The 22,616-nt window shown below is 74.2% G+C and carries 20 protein-coding genes; 6 read left to right on the forward strand and 14 right to left on the reverse strand.

Translation table 11 applies throughout. The features are described from left to right. The first annotated feature begins 169 nt into the window (after nucleotides 1-169). A complete protein-coding gene (locus LBW97_RS09985) occupies nucleotides 170-1,006 on the forward strand; it encodes a CoA ester lyase (RefSeq protein WP_224499275.1) in 837 nt (278 codons plus the stop codon). A gap of 12 nt (nucleotides 1,007-1,018) precedes the next feature. On the opposite strand, the gene LBW97_RS09990 is transcribed toward LBW97_RS09985, so the two are convergent. Next, the gene (locus LBW97_RS09990; protein WP_224499276.1) at nucleotides 1,019-2,659 is read right to left on the reverse strand and encodes a GGDEF domain-containing protein; all 1,641 of its coding nucleotides are present in this window, start codon (nucleotides 2,657-2,659) and stop codon (nucleotides 1,019-1,021) included. A gap of 630 nt (nucleotides 2,660-3,289) precedes the next feature. Here LBW97_RS09990 and LBW97_RS09995 point away from each other — a divergent pair. Continuing rightward, entirely contained in the window at nucleotides 3,290-4,147 is an 858-nt protein-coding gene (locus LBW97_RS09995; RefSeq protein ID WP_224499277.1) for a hypothetical protein, read from the forward strand. 57 nt (nucleotides 4,148-4,204) lie between these two features. Here the strand turns inward: LBW97_RS09995 and LBW97_RS10000 are convergent, their stop codons facing one another. The 5 genes from LBW97_RS10000 to LBW97_RS10020 all read right to left on the reverse strand — a co-directional run bounded on the left by LBW97_RS10000 (nucleotide 4,205) and on the right by LBW97_RS10020 (nucleotide 7,393). Next, nucleotides 4,205-4,360, reverse strand: coding sequence for a hypothetical protein (locus LBW97_RS10000; RefSeq protein ID WP_224499278.1), 156 nt, complete (start codon nucleotides 4,358-4,360; stop codon nucleotides 4,205-4,207). Between the two features lie 130 nt (nucleotides 4,361-4,490). After that, a complete protein-coding gene (locus LBW97_RS10005; RefSeq protein WP_224499279.1) occupies nucleotides 4,491-4,754 on the reverse strand; it encodes a hypothetical protein in 264 nt (87 codons plus the stop codon). Between the two features lie 35 nt (nucleotides 4,755-4,789). Further along, complete coding sequence (locus LBW97_RS10010; protein ID WP_224499280.1) at nucleotides 4,790-6,052, reverse strand: multidrug effflux MFS transporter; 1,263 nt, start codon at nucleotides 6,050-6,052, stop codon at nucleotides 4,790-4,792. A gap of 111 nt (nucleotides 6,053-6,163) precedes the next feature. Further along, nucleotides 6,164-7,096: an MBL fold metallo-hydrolase gene (locus tag LBW97_RS10015; protein WP_224499281.1), complete on the reverse strand. Its 933-nt coding sequence runs from the start codon at nucleotides 7,094-7,096 to the stop codon at nucleotides 6,164-6,166. A gap of 9 nt (nucleotides 7,097-7,105) precedes the next feature. After that, nucleotides 7,106-7,393, reverse strand: a complete 288-nt coding sequence (locus LBW97_RS10020) for a hypothetical protein (protein WP_224499282.1) — start codon at nucleotides 7,391-7,393, stop codon at nucleotides 7,106-7,108. Nucleotides 7,394-7,462: 69 nt separating this feature from the next. Between LBW97_RS10020 and LBW97_RS10025 the strand changes: the two genes are divergently transcribed. Beyond that, the gene (locus LBW97_RS10025) at nucleotides 7,463-9,106 is read left to right on the forward strand and encodes a bifunctional 3'-5' exonuclease/DNA polymerase (protein WP_224499283.1); all 1,644 of its coding nucleotides are present in this window, start codon (nucleotides 7,463-7,465) and stop codon (nucleotides 9,104-9,106) included. 48 nt (nucleotides 9,107-9,154) lie between these two features. Further along, a complete protein-coding gene (locus LBW97_RS10030) occupies nucleotides 9,155-9,964 on the forward strand; it encodes a TSUP family transporter (protein WP_224499284.1) in 810 nt (269 codons plus the stop codon). Nucleotides 9,965-10,004: 40 nt separating this feature from the next. Here LBW97_RS10030 and LBW97_RS20430 read toward each other — a convergent pair whose 3' ends face one another. Next, a complete protein-coding gene (locus tag LBW97_RS20430; RefSeq protein ID WP_224499285.1) occupies nucleotides 10,005-11,609 on the reverse strand; it encodes a methyl-accepting chemotaxis protein in 1,605 nt (534 codons plus the stop codon). 185 nt (nucleotides 11,610-11,794) lie between these two features. Between LBW97_RS20430 and LBW97_RS10040 the strand changes: the two genes are divergently transcribed. Continuing rightward, a complete protein-coding gene (locus LBW97_RS10040) occupies nucleotides 11,795-13,258 on the forward strand; it encodes a YdiU family protein (protein ID WP_224499286.1) in 1,464 nt (487 codons plus the stop codon). Nucleotide 13,259: 1 nt separating this feature from the next. On the opposite strand, the gene LBW97_RS10045 is transcribed toward LBW97_RS10040, so the two are convergent. The 5 genes from LBW97_RS10045 to LBW97_RS10065 all read right to left on the reverse strand — a co-directional run bounded on the left by LBW97_RS10045 (nucleotide 13,260) and on the right by LBW97_RS10065 (nucleotide 19,838). Continuing rightward, nucleotides 13,260-14,297, reverse strand: coding sequence for a uroporphyrinogen decarboxylase family protein (locus LBW97_RS10045; RefSeq protein ID WP_224499287.1), 1,038 nt, complete (start codon nucleotides 14,295-14,297; stop codon nucleotides 13,260-13,262). Between the two features lie 86 nt (nucleotides 14,298-14,383). Next, nucleotides 14,384-16,216 carry a helicase-related protein gene (locus LBW97_RS10050; RefSeq protein WP_224499288.1) on the reverse strand — a complete coding sequence of 611 codons (1,833 nt, stop codon included), beginning with the start codon at nucleotides 16,214-16,216 and terminating at the stop codon, nucleotides 14,384-14,386. Between the two features lie 106 nt (nucleotides 16,217-16,322). After that, the gene (locus LBW97_RS10055; RefSeq protein WP_224499289.1) at nucleotides 16,323-17,291 is read right to left on the reverse strand and encodes a YihY/virulence factor BrkB family protein; all 969 of its coding nucleotides are present in this window, start codon (nucleotides 17,289-17,291) and stop codon (nucleotides 16,323-16,325) included. A 40-nt stretch (nucleotides 17,292-17,331) separates the two neighbouring features. Further along, nucleotides 17,332-17,592: a WhiB family transcriptional regulator gene (locus LBW97_RS10060; RefSeq protein WP_224499575.1), complete on the reverse strand. Its 261-nt coding sequence runs from the start codon at nucleotides 17,590-17,592 to the stop codon at nucleotides 17,332-17,334. Nucleotides 17,593-17,915: 323 nt separating this feature from the next. Next, entirely contained in the window at nucleotides 17,916-19,838 is a 1,923-nt protein-coding gene (locus LBW97_RS10065) for an FAD-binding monooxygenase (protein ID WP_224499290.1), read from the reverse strand. Nucleotides 19,839-19,913: 75 nt separating this feature from the next. Between LBW97_RS10065 and LBW97_RS10070 the strand changes: the two genes are divergently transcribed. Further along, on the forward strand, nucleotides 19,914-20,654 hold the full coding sequence (locus LBW97_RS10070; RefSeq protein WP_224499291.1) for an IclR family transcriptional regulator: 741 nt from the start codon (nucleotides 19,914-19,916) through the stop codon (nucleotides 20,652-20,654). 3 nt (nucleotides 20,655-20,657) lie between these two features. Here the strand turns inward: LBW97_RS10070 and LBW97_RS10075 are convergent, their stop codons facing one another. Next, a complete protein-coding gene (locus LBW97_RS10075; protein ID WP_224499292.1) occupies nucleotides 20,658-21,257 on the reverse strand; it encodes a pyridoxamine 5'-phosphate oxidase family protein in 600 nt (199 codons plus the stop codon). Then, nucleotides 21,254-22,597, reverse strand: coding sequence for an FAD-binding oxidoreductase (locus LBW97_RS10080; protein WP_224499293.1), 1,344 nt, complete (start codon nucleotides 22,595-22,597; stop codon nucleotides 21,254-21,256). Before LBW97_RS10080 ends, LBW97_RS10075 begins: the two co-directional genes overlap by 4 nt. Nucleotides 22,598-22,616: the final 19 nt, after the last annotated feature.

Here is a 22,616-nt window from a genome sequence, read left to right on the forward strand (position 1 = left end):
ACGCCCCCCGACGACCGCCCGCGCGACTGCGCTGGTCGGCAGCCGCCCGCAGGCGCGTTCGCGCCGCCCGGGTGCGGAGGGCCGCCCGGGCTTCCCGCTGACCGGAAGGTTCGTCTCGTCCACGCGGGAGCTTCGCGCATGGAGTCCGGTTCGGGGCGAGGATGGGCACGTGGGAAGACAGAGGACGATCGGGCCCGACGACGCCCGGTCCTGGTTGCTGGTCAACGGCGCGCGCACGGAGCTCTTCGACGTCGCGCACGAGTCGCGGGCCGATCAGATCGTGCTGGACATCGAGGACGCCGTCGACCCGGCGCACAAGGACGAGGCCCGCGACGGCGTCCTGAGCTGGCTGGCCGACGGTGAGAAGAAGGCGTGGGTCCGGATCAACGACCACGCCAGCCCGTTCTGGGCCGACGACGTCGCCGGCCTGGCCGGAGCTCCGGGGCTGCTCGGCGTGATGCTGGCCAAGACCGAGGCCGCGGAGCACGTGACCGAGACCTTCGACCGCCTCGGTGGCGCCACCCCGGTGCTGGCGCTGGTGGAGTCGGCGCTGGGCATCGAGGAGTCGGTGAACATCGCCCGCGCCCGCGGCGCCTTCCGGCTCGCGTTCGGCAGCGGTGACTACCGGCGGGACACCGGCACCAGCGCGGACGACCTCGCGATGGCCTATCCGCGCTCCCGCCTGGTCGTGGCCAGCCGGATCGGCGGGCTGCCCGGCCCGATCGACGGGCCGACGGTGAGCAGCAGCCACCCGGTGCTGCGCGAGCAGACCGCCGTCACCGTCTCCCTCGGGCTCACCGGGAAGCTGTGCCTGGACATGGACCAGCTGCCGGTCATCAACGAGGTCATCAGCCCGACGCCGTCCGACGTCGCCTGGGCGCGGGACTTCCTCGCCGACTTCGACGCCCGCGGCCAGGTCATCCGGGACGGCAGCGACCTGCCCCGGCTGGGTCGGGCCCGCAAGATCGAGCGCCTGGCGAACGTCTTCGGCGTCCAGCCGAGCTGACGCCCCCGGGAATCAGCCGGCTTCGCTGACGACCCGGTCCCGGCCCTGCCGCTTGGCGGTGTAGAGCCGCGCGTCGGCGCGGGCGAGCATGTCCGACGGGGTCGGGGAGACCAGGGTGTCCGTGCTGGCCGCGCCGATGCTCACGGTCACCGGCAGGTCGCCGGTCATCGGAGCCCAGGGGTGGTTGCTCAGCCCGAGGCGGACGTCGTCCAGGTGCCGGGCGGCCGCCGTCGGGGAGAGGCCGACGAGGACCAGGAGGAACTCCTCGCCACCCAGCCGGGCGACGAAGGATCCGTCGTCGGCCGGGGTGCCGATCTCCTGGAGGAGGTCGGCGACGGTGCGCAGCACCTGGTCCCCGGTCTCGTGCGAGCAGGTGTCGTTGATCCGCTTGAAGTGGTCGAGATCCAGCAGCGCCACCGTCACGGCGCCGTCGGCCGCCGCCGGGGCGGCCAGGAGGCGCGGCAGCTCGTCGTCGACGTAGCGGCGGTTGTAGAGCCCGGTGAGCGGGTCGCGGAGCGACAGCTCCCGGTAGCGCAGTGTCTGCTGGCGCGCCTCGGTCGTCTCGTACATCGCCTGCAGCGCCCGTGCGCGGGCGTCGCGCTCGGTGGACTGCAGCTCCATCCACTCGTCGGCGTAGAGCTTGTGCGCCTCGAACGCCTCGCGGTACCGGCCGCCGGCCGCGTGCAGCTCGGCCTGCTCCCTCCGCGCCCGGACCCGGATCCCGGTCAGCCCGTGCAGCTCGCACCGGCGGACGCACTCGTCCAGGCTCTCCTGGGCCCGGTCGAGGCGGCCACGGCGCCGGCGCAGCTCGGCCAGGGTGAGCAGGAAGTCTGCACCGGCGTCCCCGGCGAGCGAGGCGTCGAGCACCTCCGGGTGCAGGCCCGGCAGCATCGCCGCCTCGGCCTCCTCGTACCGGCCGAGCTCCATGAGCACGCGCCCGAGGGTGTCGAGCTCGGCGCCGCGCAGACCGACGTCGTGGTTCCCGGCGACGGTCTGCAGGCGGGTGATCCAGACCAGCGCCTCCTCGTAGTGACCGAAGATCGTCTCGCAGTAGGCGCGGTTGTTGAGCACCACCACCTGGCGGCGGATGTCGCCGAGGTCCTCGGCGAGGCCGAGGACGTGGTCGTAGCGCTCGCGGGCCGCAAGGTCGCCGTTGAGTCCCAGGCAGTCGGCGAGTCGGGCGTCGTGGTCGACCCGCAGTTCCGGGCGGGCGTCCTGGCCGAGCAGCTCGGCCGAGCGGACGGCGTGCTCGAGCGCGCTGGAGAGGTCGCCGAGCTCCTGGAAGGCCCCGGCCAGCAGGAAGTGGCTCCGGGCCTGCAGGTGGCGGGCGTCGTTCTCGCCCGCCCAGCGCAGCACGTCCCGGGCCCGGCGTCCGGCGACCGCGACGTTCCCGCGCTTGCGCTCGAGGTCGGCGAGCACGAGCGTCGCGCGCAGCTCCAGCTCGACCAGCCCGAGCTCGCGGGCGGCGGCCACGGCGAGGTCGGCGCGCGACTCGACGTCCGCACCGTCGAACCGCGAGTCGACCTCGAGCTCGGCCACGGCCGCCGACAGGTCCGCCACGGCGGCCCACAGGTCTCCGGTGCCGCCGTCGCCGGAGGGCAGGACCGCGGATGGTCCGCGCTCCTGGTCCGATCGCTCGACAACGGTGGTCACGGTTCTCCATCGAACGGATGCCCCCGGTGCTTGAGCCCCTGCGCGAGGTGACCTGCGCCGCACACCCGCCCGGGGGGTGCAGGCGCCCGACCTGCGGATCCTCGCCTCCCGAGGGACCTCGGCCCCGGGCCTGACGAGCCGTGCCGACGGCCGGTCCGGTACACGTCTCCGGCCGCTGGAGGTCTCCGCGACGCGTGTCACGTCGACGAAATCAACGCCTCGCATTGTCACGACTGCATAACGACGGTTACCGTGGCCGAGCCCGATCGGTCGCTTCATCCCCGTCCGGGGAGTTCGAGCGGGCGCCGCTCACGCCGGATCAGCTGATCCGGGGTGGCGGTCCGAAAAGAACGGAGAGCCGCCGGATGGCGTGCCCTTGCACCGATGTCCGACCCCGCTCCGCCTCCCGCCGCATCCAGGTGTGCGCGCTGATCTGATCTCGCACGGCCGTTCCGAACGCCCTGAGACCACGGGCGCACCGCCCCGAGCCCTTCTGCTCGACCGGCTTCTCGCCGCTTCCCAGGTGCTCCCTGCTCCGGCCCACGACAGCCGCCGATGCCCGAACGACCGCCGCACGCCCGCGCCCTCCGGGGGCCGGCCTGCACGCACGACACGGAGCACTCGAAACCCATGAACCCCCGCACCACCACCACTGGCCGCCGCGCCGCGCGGTCGCGCATCACCCCGCCGACCGCCCTCCGCCGGCCCGGCGTCTACCTCGGGGTCGCCGCCGCCGGCGCCGTCCTGGTCAACGTGCTCATCGGCGTCGAGCCGGCCGCGCAGGCCGAGGCCGGCTCCGCTCAATCGGTCAGCGTCGCCGCGGAGCTGGGCCTCAGCGCCCAGTCCAGGCCGGCCGACGTGACCGAGGACGTGCAGGTCCTCGAGCAGCTCGCCTCCAGCCGGAGCAGCCGCGAGGCCGCCGAGACCCAGGCCCTGCAGGCCCAGGTCGCCGCCGACCAGGCCGAGCTGGACCGCCGGAAGGCCGAGGAGGAGGCGAAGGCCCGCGCCGCGGCCGAGGCCGAGGCCGAGGCGAAGGCCAAGGCCGCCGCCGAGGCCCAGGCGGCCGCCGCGAAGCAGCAGTCGGCGCAGGGCGCCGCCGTCGCCGCGGCGTCGACCGCCGTCAGCGTCGTCGCCAAGATCAACAACAGCGCCGGCCCGATCTCCGCACGGGCGCAGGCCGCCGCGAACGCCGTCGTCAGCAACGTGCCGGGCGCCAACCGGATCACCCTGGGCGGCACCCGGGCCAGCGCGGCCGACCCCAGCGGCCACCCGTCGGGCAACGCCGTGGACTACATGGTCATGTCCGACTCGGCCCTCGGCGACGCGATCGTGGCCTACCACGTGGCGCACTGGGGCGAGCTCGGCGTCGACTACATCATCTGGGAGCAGCGCATGCTCTCCTCGCCCAACGGCTCCTGGAAGATGATGGAGAACCGGGGCAGCGGCACGGCCAACCACATGGACCACCCGCACGTGAACTACAACTGACGGCCCGCGGGGCCGGCCACTGCAGCGGCCGGTCCCGCCCGCCCCTCCCCGCAGGCGTCAGAGCAGCCGGTCGAGGTCGTCCGGCCCCGGGCCGGTCCCACCGGAGTCAGGCAGCGGCGAGGTCTCGGGCACGTCGTCGTCCGGGGGCTCCGGCGCCACCGGGCCCTCGGCGTAGAGGGTGTCGGGGTCGGCGGGGTCCAGCTCGCGGGTCACCGGTCCGTCCTACCCCCGGACGGCTCGCGGGTAATCAGCTCTCCGGCGGTGGCGATGATCTCCGCCAGCGCCTCGCCGTCCCGAGCCACCCACGCCCGGCCGTCGTCGGCGAGCACGATCGGCCGCTGGATCAGTCGCGGGTGCGCGGCCAGGACGGCGATCCACGCGTCGCGTCCCGGGCCAGCGCCCGCAGCCCCAGTTCCCGGGCCAGCGGCTCCGACATCCCGGTGATGTCCCAGGGCTCCAGTCCCAGCGCGGTGAGGGCGGCCCGCAGCTCCGCCTCGGTCGGCGGGGCCTCGAGATACCGGCGCAGCGTGACGTCCACGCCGGCGCCGGCGAGCGCGTCGCGGGCGGTGCGGCACGTCGAGCACGACGGGTCGAACCAGATCTCCACGGGCTGAGCCCAGGAACGGCCCGGCCCAGGACGGCTCAGTGGCCGGCGACGACCAGCTCGTCGTCCTGCGGGTCGGGCAGCCGCCACGGCCGGATGGCGAGGAGCACGAGCACCGCAAGGGCCAGCGAGCCCAGGATCGCGATCCCCATCGCCACGGCGTCGTTGCCCAGGACGCCCACCAGTGGCGAGATGGCGGCGCCGACGCCGAACTGGACCGCTCCGAGCAGCGCCGCGGCTGAGCCGGCCGACTCCCCGTAGCCCGACAGTGCGAGCGCCGGGCCGTTGGGCAGGGCGAGCCCGGTGGCGAAGAGCACCGCCCACAGGGGGATCGCCACGCCGAACAGGCCGCCGGTGCCGGTCGCGGCGATCGCGAGCAGCACGGCGCCCGCGACGGTGCCGCCCACGGTGGCGGTGACCAGGATCTTCGCCGGAGACCAGCGACGGAGCAGCACCGGGTTGAGCTGCGTGGCCGCGATCAGCCACACCGCGCCGGCACCGAACAGGAGGCCGAACTGCTGCTCGTCGAGGCCGAATTCCCGCTGGTAGACGAACGACGACCCGGAGACGTAGGCGAACAGCGCCGCCATGGTGAGCCCGGCGGAGAGGATCAGGCCGACGTAGGTGCGGTCGCGGAGCAGCATCCGGTAGGTGCGCAGGGTGCTGACGACGCCGAAGGCGCGACGGCGCTCGGCCGGCAGGGTCTCGCGCAGCGCGAGGGAGCCGACGACGAGCACGATGACGCCGTACAGGGCGAGCACGGCGAAGACCCCGCGCCAGGAGGTGATGCGCAGGATCTCGCCGCCCAGGGTCGGCGCCAGCACCGGCGCGACGCCCATCACCAGGAACAGCCGGGACAGCAGGGTGGCCGCGGCCCGGCCCTCGAAGAGGTCGCGCACGATGGCCAGGGCCACGACGCTCGCCGCCGCCGTGCCGACTCCCTGCAGCACCCGCAGCACCCCGAGGGTGCCGATGCCGGGGGCCACGAGCACGAGCAGCGAGGCCACCACGTGCAGGGCCGCGCCCGCGAGCAGCGGCCGCTTCCGGCCGAACGCGTCCGACAGCGGGCCGATCACCAGCTGACCCAGGGCCAGGCCGACGAGCGTGCCGGTCAGCGTGAGCTGCACGGTGGCCGACGTCGTCTCCAGCTGGCGCCGGATCTCCGGCAGTGCCGGCAGGTACATGTCGATGGTGAGCGGGCCCAGGGCGACGAAGGCGCCGAGCATGAGCGCGAGCCGGGCGGTGCGTGGTGGACGCGGTGCGGCGTCGACGTGCGAAGGAGCGGACGCGGTGACCGTCACGGAGGGGCCTTTCGGGGAAGACAGCGGTTCGAGCGACCGCCGTTGGCCCTCTCACTCGTTGCAAATACCACCGAGGGCCCGGTTCATTCCGGAACCGGGCGAGCCGCCCGGTCAGGCCCGCGCACTCCAGGGGTCCTCGCCACGCCAGACCGTCGGCAGATGCAGGCCCACCCGCTGCTCGGCGGCGAGTTCGCCGAGCACCCGGAGGGTGACGTCGAGGTCGTCGCCGGCGTAGGGGAGAGCGCGCAGCGGCCGGTCGAGCGGGCGGAAGAAGTCGTCCCAGTGGGTCAGCACCACGGTCCGGGCGCCCACGGCCGTCACGGTCTCGGCCCAGTAGGCGCGGAGATGGTCCTCGTCCTGCACGCCCAGCTGCCCGACGCCGAGGTAGGCGACGTCGGCGCTCATCCCGGCCAGCGCGCCCGGCACGAAGCCGGCGCTGCCCTGGACGAGCGCGGTGCGGCCCGAGGTGTGCCCGACGTGGATGGACCACGCCTCGCCGCAGCGGTAGGCGGCGGCGCGCACCGGGGGGACGACCGGCGAGGAGATCCGGCCGGGGTAGCGGTCGGGTGGGCAGTGGTCGGACTCGACGAAGGTCAGGGTGAACGAGCCGAGCTCCACCGGCGCGCCCGGGGTGACGACGTGGATCCGGTCGTCCGGCAGGCCCGCGCCGCGGCCCACGTACGCCGCGGACTCGCTGCCGACCAGGTCGGCGCCGGTCCGCTGCGCGACGACCCCGGAGTCCAGGGCGTGGTCGAAGTGCGTGTGCACGGGGACGACGGCGCGGAGCCGGGACCGCTCGTCGTCCAGGCCCAGCCGGGCCAACGCCGAGCCGATCCGGCCGGCGTCGGGCGCGATCCGGCCCAGGCCGACCTTCAGCAGGGACGGCCGGCTGAAGAACCCGTCGGTGAGCACCGCGTGCTCGCCGTCGTCGAACAGCAGGGTGGAGACGCCGAGGAAGGTGACGGCGGGACCGTCCGCGGCGGACGGGACGTCGAAGAGGGAGGCCAGAGGGCCGAGATCGGGGCGGCCCGGCTTCATGCGCACGGGCGCACGCTAGCGGTCGGCGCCGGCCAGGAGTCGCTCGGCGGCGGGGGAGCGGCGGACCCGGATCGAACGCCCGGCGCGCTCCGCGGCGTCCAGGTGGTCCAGCACGAGGTCGAGCGCCGGCATCGACATGCCGGTCACCGAACCGGCGTCGACGACCTCCACCGGCATCGGCTCGCGGCCGTAGCGCCGCAGGTGCGTGTCGACCGTGGCCGCGTCGATCTCACCGGCGAGGCACAGCACCCGGCCCGCAGAGGTGTTGAGCAGGCGGACGATGCCGCGCGGTGCCGGGGTCACGCCGCCAGTCTGCGCGCGGGGCGCCCGGCGGGCAGCGCGGCTGTCGGAGGCGTCGGCGAGACTGCGGCGGTGAACCGGATCGTCCTCGTGCGCCGCGGGGACGACGTGGACGCCCACGAGCAGGCGTCGGTGACCTCCGTGCCGCTCGCGGACCTGCCCGCGTTCGTGCGGGAGCACGAGGCGACGCCGGTGCGGTGGGTCTGGGACGACACCACCCGCTGGTACCCGGCGCTGCTGGCGCAGGGGGTCCGCGTGGCGCGCTGCGCCGACCTGCGGCTGCAGCACGCGATCCTGCGGCGGACGCCGTTCACCGACCAGCGGCTGCTCGCCGACGCGTCCACCGCGGAGTGGGACGCGCTCCAGCCGGTGACCGAGACCGATACCGCGCTGTTCCCGCTCGCCGATCCCGCCGACCGGCTCGACCCGGTCGCCGAGCACGACCGGCAGCTGGCCACCCTCGCCGCCTCCCCGGAGCGCCGCCGACTGGAACTGCTCCTGGCGGCGGAGTCCTCCGGGGCGCTGGTCGCTGCGGAGATGACGCACGCCGGGCTGCCCTGGCGGGCCGACCTGCACGAGCGGCTGCTCACCGAGCAGCTCGGTCCCCGGCCGGTGGCCGGGCACCGGCCCGCGGCGCTCGAACGGCTGGCGGCCGAGATCCGGACGGCGCTCGGCGCCCCGGCGCTCAACCCCGACTCCCCGGTCGAGGTGCTGCGCGCGCTGCAGACCGCCGGGCTCCCGGTCGAGGACACCCGCTCCTGGACGTTGGTCCAGATCGAGCACCCCGTGGTCGCTCCGCTGCTCGCGTACAAGAAGCTGGCCCGCCTGCTCACCGCCAACGGCTGGTCCTGGCTCGACACGTGGGTGCGGGACGGCCGGTTCCGGTCCTGGTTCCTGCCCGGTGGGGTGGTGACCGGGCGGTGGGCGTCCAACGGCGGCGGCGCCCTGTCGGTGCCGGTCCAGATCCGCCCCGCTGCGGTGGCCGACGAGGGCTGGCGGTTCGTCGTCGCCGACGTCGCGCAGCTGGAGCCGCGGGTGCTGGCCGCGATGAGCGGGGACCTGGCGATGGCCGAGGCCGCGCGGGCCACCGACCTCTACCAGGGCATGGTCGACGCCGGCACGGTCGCCACCCGGGCGGAGGCCAAGCTCGGCATCCTCGGCGCGATGTACGGCGGCACCCGCGGGGAGAGCGGGCGGATGATGCCGCGGCTGACCCGGCGCTACCCGGCGGCGATCGCGCTGGTCGAGGAGGCGGCGCGGGCGGGGGAGCGGGGCGAGGTGGTGCGCACGCTGCTCGGCCGCGGATCGCCGGTGCCCGGCGGCGAGCGGATGGCCGACCTGGGGGAGCCGCCGGAGCCGTCCGGCTCGCGGCAGGAGGAGGACCGCCGGCGGCGTGCCTGGGGCCGGTTCACCCGCAACTTCGTCGTCCAGGGCACGGCGGCGGAGTGGGCGCTGTGTTGGCTGGCCGACCTGCGCAACCGGCTCTGGCGGCTGGGGGAGGAGCAACCGGGGGAGGGCCGGATCGAGGACCGGCCGCACCTGGTCTTCTTCCTGCACGACGAGGTGCTGGTGCACACCCCGGAGCACCTGGCCGGGCAGGTGGCCGAGGAGGTGCGGCTCGCGGCAGTAACCGCGGGCCGGCTGCTCTTCGGCGGGTTCCCGGTCGACTTCCCCCTCGACGTCGCCGTCGTCCGGTCCTGGGCCGAGGCGGGCTGAGCGGGTGGGGCAGGATCGAGCGGTGCGCGCCGTCCTCCCGACCCGTCGATGATGGAGCTGTTCCCCGAGGGGCTGACCACCGCGACGCTCCTGCTGGTGCTGCTCGCCGGTCTCACGGCCGGCTTCGTCGACGCCGTCGTCGGCGGAGGTGGGCTGATCCAGCTGCCGGCGCTGTTGCTGGTGCCGGGGATGAGCCCGGTGCAGGCGCTGGCCACCAACAAGCTGGGCTCGGTGTTCGGCACCTCCACCAGCGCGCTCACCTACTACCGGCGGGTCCGTCCCGACCTGCGCACCGCCCTGCCCATGGCGGGGCTGGCGCTGGCCTCCAGCTTCGTCGGCGCCTCGGTCGCGGCCCTGCTGCCGGCGAGCATCTTCAAGCCGGTGATCGTGGTCGCGCTGATCGGCATCGGGGCGTTCACGCTGTTCCGCCCGGCGCTGGGTGAGGTCACCGCGCTGCGGCACACCGGCCGCCGGCACCACGGGGTCGCCGCCGCGCTGGGCCTCGTCATCGGCTTCTACGACGGGATCCTCGGCCCCGGCACCGGCTCCTTCCTCGTCTTCGCGATGGTCTCGCTGCTGGGCTACGACTTCCTCAACGCCAGCGCCAAGGCGAAGATCGTCAACTGCGCCACCAACCTCGGCGCGCTGCTCTTCTTCATCCCGCACGGCTCGGTGCTGTGGGGTCTGGGCCTGCTGCTGGGCGCGGCCAACATGGTCGGCGGCTACCTGGGCGCCCGGACCGCGACCGCCCGTGGCAGCCGCTTCATCCGGATCGTGTTCCTCGTCGTGGTCACCGCGCTGATCCTGCGGCTGGGCGTCGACGTCTGGACGGAGAACATCGGGCCCCGCCTCGGCTGAGCCGGGCGGGGCCGCACACGAGCGGCGCCCCGCCCGGCGCTCAGAAGGTGAAGCGGCTGACGCCCGAGCGCAGGTCCGCGGCCATCCGGGCCAGCTCCTCGACGGCGACGCGGGTCTGCCCCAGCGCCTCGGTCGTGGACTGGGCGGCGGTGGAGACGCCGGTGATGTTCCCGGCGATCTCGCTGGAGCCGCCCGCAGCCTGCAGGACGGACCGGGACATCTCGCCCGTGGTCGCGGTCTGCTCCTCGACGGCGCTGGCGATGGTCAGCTGCGAGTCGTTGATGGAGCCGATGACCCCGCTGATCCGGCCGATCGCCGCCACGGCGCTCGTCGTGTCGTCCTGGATGGTCGCGACCTGCCGGGCGATCTCCTCGGTGGCCCGGGCCGTCTCCTGGGCCAGCTCCTTGACCTCGTCGGCCACGACCGCGAAGCCCGTGCCCGCCTCGCCGGCCCGAGCCGCCTCGATGGTCGCGTTGAGCGCCAGCAGGTTCGTCTGCTTGGCGATCGAGGTGATGACCTGGACGATCGCGCCGATCTCCTGGCTCGAGGCGCCGAGCTTCTGGATCGTCGCCGTCGTCGTCCGGGCCTCGTCCACCGCGGACGACGCCACCGCGGCGGCGCGGGCCGCGCTGGTGCTGATCTCCTGGATCGAGGCGCCCATCTGCTCCGTGCCGGCCGCCACGGTGGCCACGTTCCGGCTGACCTCCTCGGCGGCGCTCGAGACGACCCCGCTCTGCGCCGCGGTCTCCTCGGCCGCGGCGGCGATCTGGGCCGAGGACGCGCTGAGCTCCTCGGAGGAGGCGGCCACGGCATCGGCGGAGCCGACCACCGCACCCATGACCGAGCGCAGTTCGGCCAGCGCGCCGTCGAGCGCCGCGGCGGTGCGGCCCAGTTCGTCCCGGCTCTCCAGCCCGGCGGTCCGGGTGAGGTCGCCGTCGGCGAGGGCCTCCGCCGTGGCCTGCACGCGGCGGAGCCCGCCGGTGATGCCGCGGGCGACGAGCACGCCGAGTGACAGGGCAGCGGTCGCGCCGAGGGCGATGACGACGACGAGGACCGTGCGGGTCTGCTCGTACTCGGCCGTGGCCTCCTCGGCGCTGGCGGCGGCATTGGCCAACCGCTGGGTCGCCAGCTGGTCGATGTCGCCCATCACCCGGAGGGCGATCGGCGTGATGGTGGCCTCGCGCGCGGCGGACCAGCCGTCCAGATCGCGCGCCTCCGCCAGCGCGTCGAGCGCGACCATGCCCTGCCGGTACTCGGCGATGCCCTCGCGCACGGACGCGATGAGCGCGCGACCGGCGGACGAGGGGCCGGTGGCGAGGTACCGATCGGCCGCCTCGTCCAGCTCCGCGTACGCGGTGTTGCGCGCGGCGAGGTAGGTCGCCCGGTCCGCGGCTTCGGTCGCGACGGCGTAGTTGGTGCCGGCCTGGCGCACGGCGTAGAACTCGGTGCGCACCGCCTCCACCTCGGCGGTCCCGATGAGCTGCTTGTCGTACATGGTCTGCGTCGCAGCGGCCGTCTGGGCGAGGCTGCCCAGGCCCAGCACGCCCACGGCGACGGCGACCGCCACGGCCAGGCCGACCGCCGCGAGGATCTTGGTCCTGATGCTGGCGTCGCGGAACACGGAACGGGCGGACGAGGTGGGCACGATGGGTCTCCGGGGCTTGCGATCGAGTGGGGTCGGGATCGACCCGCACCCGATGTAATTGACCCGCTACAACCAGTTATGCCCAATACGATTGGGAACTCCCTCGAAGGGAGGGGGCGGTCGAGCCGCCTCCGAATCCCCGCGGGGACGGGCACGGGCCCCTCGTTCTCCGTACGCTCGTTTCCGTGACAGTCGCACCGGGCCCCACCCTCACCCTCGGCTACAGGTTCGCCTCCCAGCTGCCCGAGCTGGCGGTGCGCTGGCAGGCGGAGGAGGCTCCGCAGCCCCGGCTGCTGGTGCTCAACGACGCGCTCGCCGCCGAGCTCGGGCTGGACCCGGCTGCGCTGCGCACCGAGGAGGGGTTGCGGCTGCTGACCGGCAACGCCGTCCCCGAGGGTGCGACGCCGGTGGCCCAGGTGTACTCCGGGCACCAGTTCGGCGGGTACAGCCCGCGGCTGGGCGACGGGCGGGCGCTGCTGCTCGGCGAGCTGACCGGCCCCGACGGCCGGCTGCGCGACCTGCACCTCAAGGGCTCCGGCCGGACGCCGGTGGCCCGCGGCGGCGACGGGCTTGCTGCCGTGGGGCCGATGCTCCGCGAGTACGTGATCAGCGAGGCGATGCAGGCCCTCGGCATCCCGACGACCCGGGCCCTGGCCGTCGTCGCCACCGGCCGTGGCGTGCGGCGGGAGACGGTGCTGCCGGGCGCGGTGCTCTCCCGAGTGGCCAGCAGCCACCTGCGGGTCGGCAGCTTCCAGTACGCCGCCTCCACCGGCGACGCCGACGTGCTGCGCCGGCTGGCCGACCACGCGATCGCCCGGCACTGCCCGGCGGCGGCGGACGCCGCCCAGCCCTACCTGGCGCTGTACGAGTCGGTGCTCCAGGTGCAGGCCGAGCTCGTGGCGCGCTGGATGCTGGTCGGCTTCGTGCACGGCGTGATGAACACCGACAACGTGACGATCTCCGGCGAGACCATCGACTACGGGCCGTGCGCCTTCCTCGACGTGTTCGACCCGGCGAGCGTCTACAGCTCCATCGACACCGGTGGGCGGTACGCCTACGGCAACCAGCCGATCGTCGCGGAGTGGAACCTGGCCCGTCTGGCCGAGGCGATGCTCCCGCTGCTGGCCGAGGACTCCGAGACGGCGGTGGGCATCGCCACCGAGGCGCTGGGCACCTTCCGCGCCCGCTACAACGCGGCGTGGACCGCGGGCATGCGCGCCAAGCTCGGCCTGCCCGAGGGTCTGGACGACGCCGTCGCCACCGGGCTGATCGACGACCTGCAGACCCTGATGCGGGAGAACCGGGTCGACCACACCACCTTCTACCGGCGGCTCGGCGACGCGGCCCGTGGCGACGTGGAGCCCGCGCGGTTGCTGGTGCTCGACCTCGCCGGGTTCGACGCCTGGCTGGAGCGCTGGCGGGCGGTCGGTCCCGACGCCGGCGTCATGGACCTGACCAACCCGGTCTACATCCCGCGCAACCACCTGGTGGAGGAGGCCCTGACCGCGGCGACCGCCGACGACCTGGGCCCCCTCCAGCGGCTGCTCGAGGTGCTGGCCCGGCCCTTCGAGGAGCGGCCGGGCCTGGAGCGGTACGCCGAGCCCGCCCCGGAGGCGTTCGGCGCGTACGTGACCTTCTGCGGAACCTGACTCAGCCGAGCTCGGCGCGCAGCACCGCGGCGGCCTGGGCCAGCGAGCGCATCTTGCCCGCGGCCGAGGCGCGCGGGAGGTACTTCAGGCCGCAGTCGCTGGAGAGCATCAGCTTGTCGACGTCCACGTCGTCCAGCGCGCGCCGCACCCGGTCGGCGATGACCTCCGGCGTCTCCACCTCGGGGGTCGAGAGGTCCAGGACGCCGAGCGCGATCCCCTTGCCGCGCAGCGGGCGCAGCGAGGTCGGGTCCAGGTGCGACTGGGCGGTCTCCACGGAGATCGTGTGCGCCGGGGTGTCGGCCAGCTCGGGCAGGAACGAGTAACCGTCGGGGCGCTCGGCGACCATGGCTGCGTAGCCGAAGCAGAGGTGCACGTGCACCGGGCCGGCGGCTCCCTCGAGCGCCCGGGTGAGGGCCTCGGCGCCGTACCTCCGGGCGACGTCGGGGCGGGCCTGCAGCCACGGCTCGTCGACCTGGACGATGTCGGCGCCGGCGGCGAACAGGTCGGCGATCTCCTCGCGCACGACGTCGGCGTAGGCCAGCGCCAGGGCGCGGTCGTCGGGGTAGTGGTCGTTCTGCGCCTGCTGCGCCATCGTGAACGGGCCGGGCACGGTGATCTTCACGGCGCGGTCGGTGTGCGCCCGCAGGAACCGGACGTCGTCGACCTGCACGGGCCGTGGCCGCCGGATCTCCCCGGTCACCCGGGGCACCGGGATGTCGAGGCCCGACCGGTTGCGGACGGTGCCGGGGTTGTCGAGGTCCAGCCCGTCGAGCGCGGTGGCGAAGTGGTTGGAGTAGGACTCCCGCCGGATCTCGCCGTCGGTGAGGACGTCGAGACCGGCCTCCTCCTGGGCGCGGATCGTCGCCAGCGTGGCGTCGTCCTGGGCCTCGGGGAGCAGTTCCGCCGGCACCCGCCACAGCTCCGCCGCGCGGACGCGGGGCGGGAACTGGTGGCTCAGGCGGTCACGGTCGATCAGCCAGTCCGGCTGCGGCAGGCTGCCGACGACCATCGTGGGCAGCGGGGGGAGCTGGACGGTCATCGGTCCTCCGGAGGGATCGGGCGCGGGTCGCGCCCGATCCTTCCCGATCGGGAGGAGCCCCGCCTCAGTGGATCGGCCCGGGCGGCTCAGCCGCGGCGGGAGCGTCCCCGGGGTCCACCCTGGCGGCCGCCGAGTGCGCGACCCGCCGCGCGACCGGCGGTACGGCTGCCACCCGCCGGACGGCGGTCCCGCTCACCGGCGCCGCCGCGGCCCGCGGGCGCGCTGCAGGGCCGGCAGGTGGTGAACCAGGGTGCGATGGCCCGGCCGCAGGTGGTGCACTTCCCGGAGCGGCCGAGGGCGATGGCGTCGGGGAGCAGCTCGGTGATCATCTCCGCGCACTCCTCCTCGACCCAGGCGGCGTCGTCGCTGGAGAGCCCGCCGACGCCGGGGAACTGGCGGAGCAGGGTCTGCGCGTCACGGGCGGCCGCGGCGGCCTGCTCGTACTCCTCGACGCTGCCGCCGCGCGGCACGTCGGGCAGCAGGGTCTCCGGCGGCACCGGGATGCCGACGGCGTGCTGGAGCGCCGCCTTGGCCAGCGTCAGCCAGCGGGTGCGCCGCGGCGGGTTGTAGTCGATCGCCAGGTTCACCAGGCGCCAGACGGTGTTCAGGTCGCCGGCTGCGCCGAGCGGTCCGCGCAGCAGCGGCAGCAGGGCGTGCACCCGCATCACCAGGGTGGTGACGTCGTCGGCGGTCATGGCCTGGTCCCGGGTGGCGGCCCGCGCCCACGCCATCCAGCGGGTCAGGGCCTCGGGCAGGTCCACCGGCTCGAAGGCGCCCAGGTCCTCCAGCTCCGGCCGCAGCCGGGGAGCCCGCTTGGGCAGGTCGCTCATCTCGTCGCCACGGGCCACTGCGGCGCCCGCGCCGACGAGCGCGGCGAGCGGCTTCAGCCCGGCGACGCCGATCAGGATGCCGACGGCGCCGTGCCCGGTGAGGCCGTAGCGGCCCGCGCGGCCGGCGATCTGGGCGGCCTCCCAGGTGCGCAGCGGCCGCATCTCCTGCCCGTCGAACTTCGTCGTCTCGGCGAAGAGCACGGTGGTGGCGGGCACGTTGATGCCGTGGCCGATGACGTCGGTGGTGACCAGCACGTCGAGCTCACCGGTGGTGAACCGCTCGATCACCTCGCGGCGGGTGGCCGGCGGCAGCGCGCCGTAGAGGACGCCGACCTTGCCCGGCCGGTGCTGGTCGAGCTCGGAGGCGGCGGCGTAGACGGCCTTGCGGGAGAAGGCGACGACCAGCGTCTGGGGGCGGACGGCGTCGGCGCGCACGGGGGCGTGCAGCACGTCGAGCCGGGAGAGCCGCTTGTGGTTGACGACCTCGACGCTCTTCGCGTCGGAGACCAGCGGCTTGAGCACCAGGTAGGCCTCGGCTGCCGAGATGAGGTGCATCTCCCGGTACTCACCGGTGAGCAGGAGCCGGGCCCAGTGGTGGCCGCGGTCGGGGTCGGTGACCCAGTGCGCCTCGTCGAGCACGAGCATCTCGCCGCGGTCGGGGGCCTTCTCCACGGTGCAGCAGACGATCGGCGCGTTCGGGTCGATCTCCTCCTCGCCGGTCGACAGGCCGACGGTGCCCTCGGGGAGCTGGGCGGAGAGCTTGGCGTAGGCCTCGTGGGCCAGCTGGCGCAGCGGCGCGGCGTAGACGCCGGACCCCGTCCTCGCCAGCGCCTGCAGCGACTCGTAGGTCTTGCCGGAGTTGGTGGGCCCGAGGTGGAAGACCACGTTGTCGGGCGGGGTCTCCCGGACGGGGAGCTCGGGCTCGGCGCCCTCCACCCAGCTCTGCTGGGCGAGCTTCTCCGCGCGGGCGGCGATGCTGTCGGACTGCCGGACCTGCGTCCGGCGGGAGGCGGAGCGCTCCCGGCGTCGGGCGGTGGTGGGCTGGGGCGGCGTCTCGGGCAGGGTGGATCCTTCGCTGATCGCGGGCATGCGGGGGGTCGACGCCCGGAGGCGGGCGGACCGTTCGTCGGTTCATGCCAACACGGACGGTGCCCGATCCATGCCCGCGGGTGCCCGGAGACGGCGCGGCGGGACCTCAGAGGTCGTCGGGATACGGCGGCGCGCTGTCGGCGACGGCGGCACCGCGCTCACCCAGCGGCTGCTCCGGGCCGACGGTGGAGTCGTGCCGGGTCTGCCGCTCGGCCTCGGCGTTGACGGCTGCGCCGACGATCACGAGGAACACGGTGAGCCAGAGCCAGAACATGCTGATCGCGACGCCGGCGAGCGAGCCGTAGGTGGACCGGTAGCCGCCCAGCTGCTGCACGTAGACGAACAGGACCGCCGTCACCAGGAGCCAGAGCAGGGTGGCGAGGGTGGCGCCGCCGCTGATCCAGCTCCAGCGCGCGTCCGTCCGGTCCGGCACGAAGCGGTACAGCGTGGCGAGCACGATGGCCATGAGGCCGGCGAGCAGCGGCCAGGCGAGCAGCCGGCCGATCGCACGGACGACAGTGGGCGCCGCATCCAGCGCGTCGCCGAGGTAGCCGGCCACGGTGATCGTGCCGCCGACCAGGAGGGCGCCGCCGACCACGACGGCCAGGCCGATCGCGCTGCGCCGCAGATAGCTCCGCGTCTCGTCCTCGTGGTAGGCGAGTGTCAGGGCGTCGACGAGGTAGGTGGCCGCGGTGGTCGCGGTCCAGAGGGCGACCAGCAGACCGGTCAGGCCGCGCCAGCTGATCACGTCCTGCGACGCCCGGGTGATCGTGCTGAGCTGCTCGCCCACGATCGGGTCCAGGTCGTCGGGGAGCATCCCCGTCAGCTCGGACAGCTGCCGGAGGGCGGCGTCCGGGCTGTTCAGCGCTCCGTAGACCGACAGCGCAGCGATGAGCATCGGGGCGAGGGAGAGCAGGGCGAAGAAGGCGATCCCGGCGCTGAGCACCTGCAGCCGGTCACCGAACACCTGCCGGGTGGCGCGCCGGGTGATCTGCGCCCAGCCGCGGAGCGGGATGCGGTGCGGGGACGTGGCGTCGATGCCCGCGTCATCGGGCGGGTGCGATGCCTCCGGCATCCCCGCAGTGTGGGCCCCGAGCACGAACCCGGGGAAGCGGTCAGGCGCTGAGCGAGCCGTTGCGCTGCACGCGGACGCGGCGGCGCTCGCGCTCGGAGAGCCCGCCCCAGATGCCGAACCGCTCGTCGTTGGAGAGCGCGAACTCCAGGCACTGGGCGCGGACGGGGCAGCCGGAGCAGACGCGCTTGGCGTCGCGGGTCGAGCCGCCCTTCTCGGGGAAGAACGCCTCCGGGTCGGTCTCGGCGCAGAGCGCGTCCAGGCGCCACTCCTCGTCGGTGACCGGGGCGGCCTCGGGCCACACGGAGGTCTGGGTGGCCGGCTCGTCCCACTGGGTCTCGGCGTCCCACTCGGTCAGGTCGTCCCAGCCGGCGGCGGGATCCCAGGCGGGCTCGGCGTAGGCCAGGCGGGGGGTGGTCGTGTCGTGCACGAGGGTGAGGGCGGGGCGGGAGAAGGAAGGCATGGGAAGCTCCTCGGTCGGCGTTCTGAGTGACGGACCGGTACGGCCCGTGTGCTGTCAGTAACGTTACGGAGGCGCTTCCCGGCCGCGCACTGGCAATAAGAGGACGAAACCGTCTGGTGCTGTTGGAGACATCTGTTCCCGTGCAGGTCAGGCCGCCGAAGCCCTCACCGGACGTCGAGCAGGACGCCGCCGAGGAAGTTCCCGAGCTCGTCGTGCGCGTCCAGGGGCAGCACGGCGGCGACGAACTGGTCGGGGCGCACCAGCACCATGCACCCCTGCTCCCGGTCGATGCCGCGCAGGTCGAAGAGGTCCTCGGCCCTCGGGTCCGGGCAGAAGGCCTTCTCGGAGTCGACCAGCCCGAACACGCCCTTGCGGGGGAGCAGCGCCGCCGGCAGGTCCTCGACCCGCAGCTCGCGGTGGCCCTGCTGGAAGACGCCGCGGACGTCCAGCACCGAGTCGGGGTCGGCGCCGGCCGGGGTGAAGCGGACGACCGGCGACTTCGCGGAGGCCAGGAAGTCGTAGAGCCCCCGGGCCCGGGACTCCGCGCCGGTGGGGTACGCGCCGTCGGCGAAGACGTAGAGCCGCCACGCGCCGTCGGCCCGGGCGGCGTGGCCGAGCTGCACCGGCTTGGCGTCGGCCAGCCGGATCACCGGCGCGGAGTGGAAGCGCATGCCGAGCGGAAAGCCCGTGGCCAGCTGCTGGTGCGTGTCCGGGCCGGTGATCATCGAGGGCTCGTAGTGCGTCGCGACGCCGGCGGTGAAGCGGCCCTGCTGGGCGAAGTGCGCCTGGAACGCCTCCGGGTCCACGCCCTCGGCGTCGTCGGGTGAGGACTTCGGCTTCGCACTCATCATGCGGGCGAACTCGCGGTCGAAGTCGATGAGCTCCTGGGCCACGGCCTGCCGCTCCCCGGAGTAGGTGTGCAGCAACTCGGGACGCGCGGTGCCGCGGAGCACCGAGGCCAGCTTCCAGCCCAGGTTCCACGCGTCGGCCATCGAGACGTTCATGCCCTGGCCGGCCTTGGCGCTGTGCGTGTGGCAGGCGTCGCCGGCGATGAACACCCGCGGGAGCCGGGACGGCACCTCCTCGACCGGCACGTCGTCGAACTTCCGGCACAGCCGCTGGCCGATCTCGTACACCGACCACCAGCCGACGCTCTTCACGTCGATCGAGTACGGGTGCAGGATCCGGTTGGCGACGGCGGCGAGCTTCTCCGGCGTGACGTCGCGGCCCTCGAGCATGTCCCGGTCGCTCACCTGGTCCAGCTCGATGTAGAGCCGCACCAGGTAGCCCCCCTCCCGCGGGATGATCAGCAGGTTGCCCTGGTTGGCCGAGTGGATGACGGCCTTGAGCCGGATGTCGGGGAAGTCGGTGACGGCGAGGACGTCCATGACGCCCCAGGTCTGGTTCATCGCGTCGCCGGCCAGCTCCTGGCCGATGGACGTCCGGACGGCGCTGCGGGCGCCGTCGCAGCCCACGACGTACCGCGCCCGGATCGTCGAGGTCTCGCCGGTCTCCTCGCCGTCCCGGACGTGCCGCAGGCTGACGGTCGCCGGAGTGGTGTCGTCGGCCGGGTCCAGCTGCACGTCGGCGGCCTGAAGTCCGTAGAAGGGCTCGAGCCGGCTCGCCGAGCGGCCCATGGATTCGCGCAGGTAGGCCAGCATGCGGGCCTGGTTGACGATGACGTGCGGAAACTCCGACAGGCCGTCCTCGACGTCCTGGATCCGGCCGGTCCGCGTGATCCGCGACGGGTCCTCGGCGTCGGGGCGCCAGAAGCCGACCTCGTTGACCCAGTAGGCCTCCGACACCAGCTGGTCGGCCAGGCCGAACGCCTCGAACATCTCCACCGTCCGGCAGGCGACGCCGTCGGCCTGCCCCACGGCCAGCGGGCCGTTCCGGCGGTCGACGATCGCCGTCCGGATCTCGGGGAACTGCGCGAGCTGGGCGGCCAGCACCATGCCGGCCGGACCGCAACCGACGATCAGCACGTCCACCTCGTCCGGCAGGCCCTCCGGGCGGGTCGCGACCGAGGGGTGCGGGTCCGCGAGGAACGGGTCCCCGGCCTGATAGCCGTCGAGGTAGAACTGCATGGAAGGGCCTCTCTCGTCGCCGGACGTTCCCCCGACGGTCCCCGGATCCCGCGTCACGGGATAGCGTTTTCTGTTGTGAAGAACAAGCCGGCGTATGCGATCGCCTCGGTCGACTCCGCGCTGCTGCTGGCGACCGTGCTGCAGCAGGAGGGGCCGATGCGGGTCACCGACGCGGCGGAGCGGCTGGGGGTCTCGGTCTCCACGGCCCACCGGCTCCTCGGCATGCTGGTCTACCGGGACTTCGCCGAGCAGCTGGCCGACCGCCGTTACGGGCCGGGGCCGCTCCTGCAGGGCGGCGGCGCCATGCCCCGCGCCACGGTGGCGCGGCTGCGCGAGGTGGCGCTGCCGCACCTGGAGGACCTGGTGGACCGGCTGTGCGAGACCGTCAACCTCATGGTCCTGGCCGGCGCCGACGTCCGGTTCGTCGCCACGGTCGAGTGCGGTCACGTGCTCCGGGTCGGCGACCGCACCGGCCGGACGCTGCCGGCCTCCGTGAGCTCCGGAGGCAAGGCGCTGCTGGCCGCCCTGACCCCCGAGGCGCTGACCGCGGTGCTCGGCGATCGGGAGGATCCGGACCGTGCGCGGCTGGAGCGCGAGCTGCGCACCGTGCGCCGCCGCGGATTCGCGGTGAACGAGGGGGCGAGCGAGGCGGGGCTGACCGCCGTCGGGGCGGCGGTCCCGGCGGTCGACGGCATCCCGCCGGCCGCGATCTCGGTGGCTGCGCCCAGCGCCCGTTTCTCCCGCGCGTTGCTGCCCTCCTGGGGTGCGGCGATCACCGCCACCGCGGCGGCGATCGCCGCCGAGCTGGCGGCCTGAGACTCAGCCCGCCGCGTGGGTCGCCGACCAGCCGTTTCCTGTGCGTACGTACCGGAGGCGACGGCTGGCCGTGTCGGGATGGGCGGCCCAGAAGGTCATCTCCCGTGGCTGCAGGCGGAATCCGAGCCAGCTCTCCGCGGGAGGCCCGGAGTCGGATCCGGCGGCCCAGCGCTCGAGCCGCTCCGCCAGCGGCAGCCGCGCCAGCTCGTCGGTGTTGAGCACCGCGAGCCGGCGCAGGTAGGGCACCCGGGCCGCCCAGGCGGCGAGCTCCGAGTCCGGGCTGTCGGGGACCACGTCGCCGCGCACCACCAGCTGGCGGCCGGAGTCGGGCCGGAGCACGACCATCGCGGCCAGCGGGGAGGCGGCGAGCTGGCCGACCTTGCGGCTGGAGGCCGCGGTGTGGAACGCGAACCCGGACTCGTCGACGGCGGACAGCAGCACCGTGCGGGCGTCGGGGCAGCCGTCCTCCCCGATGGTCGCCAGGGTGACCCGCGGCCGGTCCGGATCGTCGTCCTCCGGGAGCCACTGCCGCGCCAGCGACCAGGGGTCGGCCGGCGGCGAACCGTCGGCGTGCAGGTCGAACGGCTCGACGGCGGAGCTCACCGGATGGCGCCCTTCGTGGGGCCGTCGTAGTCGGGGTTGAGCTTCCCGGGGTTGAGCAGCCCCTGAGGGTCGGTCGTCCGGGCGGTCTCGATGGTGCGCGCCAGCTCGAAGTCGACGTTCCACTGGTGCGGGTTGTGCACGCCCACGCCCAGCCGCCCGAGCGCCGCGATGCCCTCGGTCACCTGCTCCGGGCTGCGGTAGACGCCGGCCAGCATCCCGATCGGAACCGTGTGCCCGGCCTCGATGTGCAGCAGCCCGCCCTCGTAGACCGCCTGCACCTCGTCGATCCGCTCGACCAGCGCGTCGCCGGAGACCTCGACGTGGAAGTAGACGCCCGGCTCGCTCTTCTGCAGCCATTCGATGGGGTGGTTGTAGCTGAGCATGCTGATCCCCAGCACCACCTGCGGGCCCTCCCGCACGTCCTCGACGGCGCCGCCGGCCCCCTCGATCAGCGCGGTGGCCTCGGCGAGGGTGCGCGCGTCGGCGATCATCCGGAGGCCGGCCCGGCCCGCCGCGATGGCCGGGTCCGCCGGCAGGGTGGCGGTGATCTCCGGCGGATCGGCCGACACCAGACGGGGGAGCGGCTGCACCCGGCCCAGCTCCCGCAGCACCGACAGCGCGCCGCGGAAGTCGGGGAAGCTCGCGAACACGCCCCGCCAGTCCTGCAACGGTTCCAGGCGCACGGTCGCCCGGGCGATGATCCCCGCCGTTCCGTAGTTGTGGACGTAGCGATGGGCCTCCTCGCCCTCCACGTGCACGAGGTCGGGGGAGCCGGTGCCGAGGACGACGTCGAGCGCCAGCACGAAGCCCATGTGGTTGCTGCCGTGCGCGATCGTGCCGGTGCCTCCGGAGCCGCCGGCGAGGAAGCCACCGAGCGAGGACTGCGCGGTCGACGGGTACATCCACAGCTCCTGGCCGGTGGCGGCCGCCGCGCGCTCCAGCGCCACCATCGGGGTGCCGGCCTCGGCGGTGATCCACCCGTCACCGACCTCGACCACGGCCCGCGCCCGCGACATGTCGAGCACCAGCCCGCCGGCCATCGGGATGCCCTGCCCGTAGTTGCCGGTGCCCTTGCCGCGCGGGGTGACCGGAACGCCGCGGCGCACCGCGGCGGCGACCACCAGGCCGATGTCCTCGGCCGTCGTCGGAAGGGCCACCAGGTCGGCCAGCCCCAGCGGCAGCAGCTCGGTGATGATCGGGCTCATCCGTGCGCCGTCCACCGAGGCCCGCTCGCGCGCCCGCAGCTCGCTCGTCACGTTCCGCGCGCCGAGGAGATCGATCAGCTCCGCCTCGAGCTCGGCGACGACGGCTGCAGACGGAGGGGACAGCGAGACGGTCATGGTGCGTTCCTAACGGCCG

The organism is Blastococcus sp. LR1 (assembly GCF_020166105.1).
Classification (GTDB): Bacteria; Actinomycetota; Actinomycetes; order Mycobacteriales; family Geodermatophilaceae; genus Blastococcus.

Bases quoted from the DNA above. Each gene is read 5' to 3' on its own strand.
- LBW97_RS09995 (WP_224499277.1), top strand. From the start codon at position 3,290: ATGAACCCCCGCACCACCACCACTGGCCGCCGCGCCGCGCGGTCGCGC.
- LBW97_RS10055 (WP_224499289.1), bottom strand. From the start codon at position 17,291: ATGCCGGAGGCATCGCACCCGCCCGATGACGCGGGCATCGACGCCACG.
- LBW97_RS10065 (WP_224499290.1), bottom strand. From the start codon at position 19,838: ATGCAGTTCTACCTCGACGGCTATCAGGCCGGGGACCCGTTCCTCGCG.
- LBW97_RS10045 (WP_224499287.1), bottom strand. From the start codon at position 14,297: ATGACCGTCCAGCTCCCCCCGCTGCCCACGATGGTCGTCGGCAGCCTG.
- LBW97_RS10030 (WP_224499284.1), top strand. From the start codon at position 9,155: ATGATGGAGCTGTTCCCCGAGGGGCTGACCACCGCGACGCTCCTGCTG.
- LBW97_RS10050 (WP_224499288.1), bottom strand. From the start codon at position 16,216: ATGCCCGCGATCAGCGAAGGATCCACCCTGCCCGAGACGCCGCCCCAG.
- LBW97_RS10080 (WP_224499293.1), bottom strand. From the start codon at position 22,597: ATGACCGTCTCGCTGTCCCCTCCGTCTGCAGCCGTCGTCGCCGAGCTC.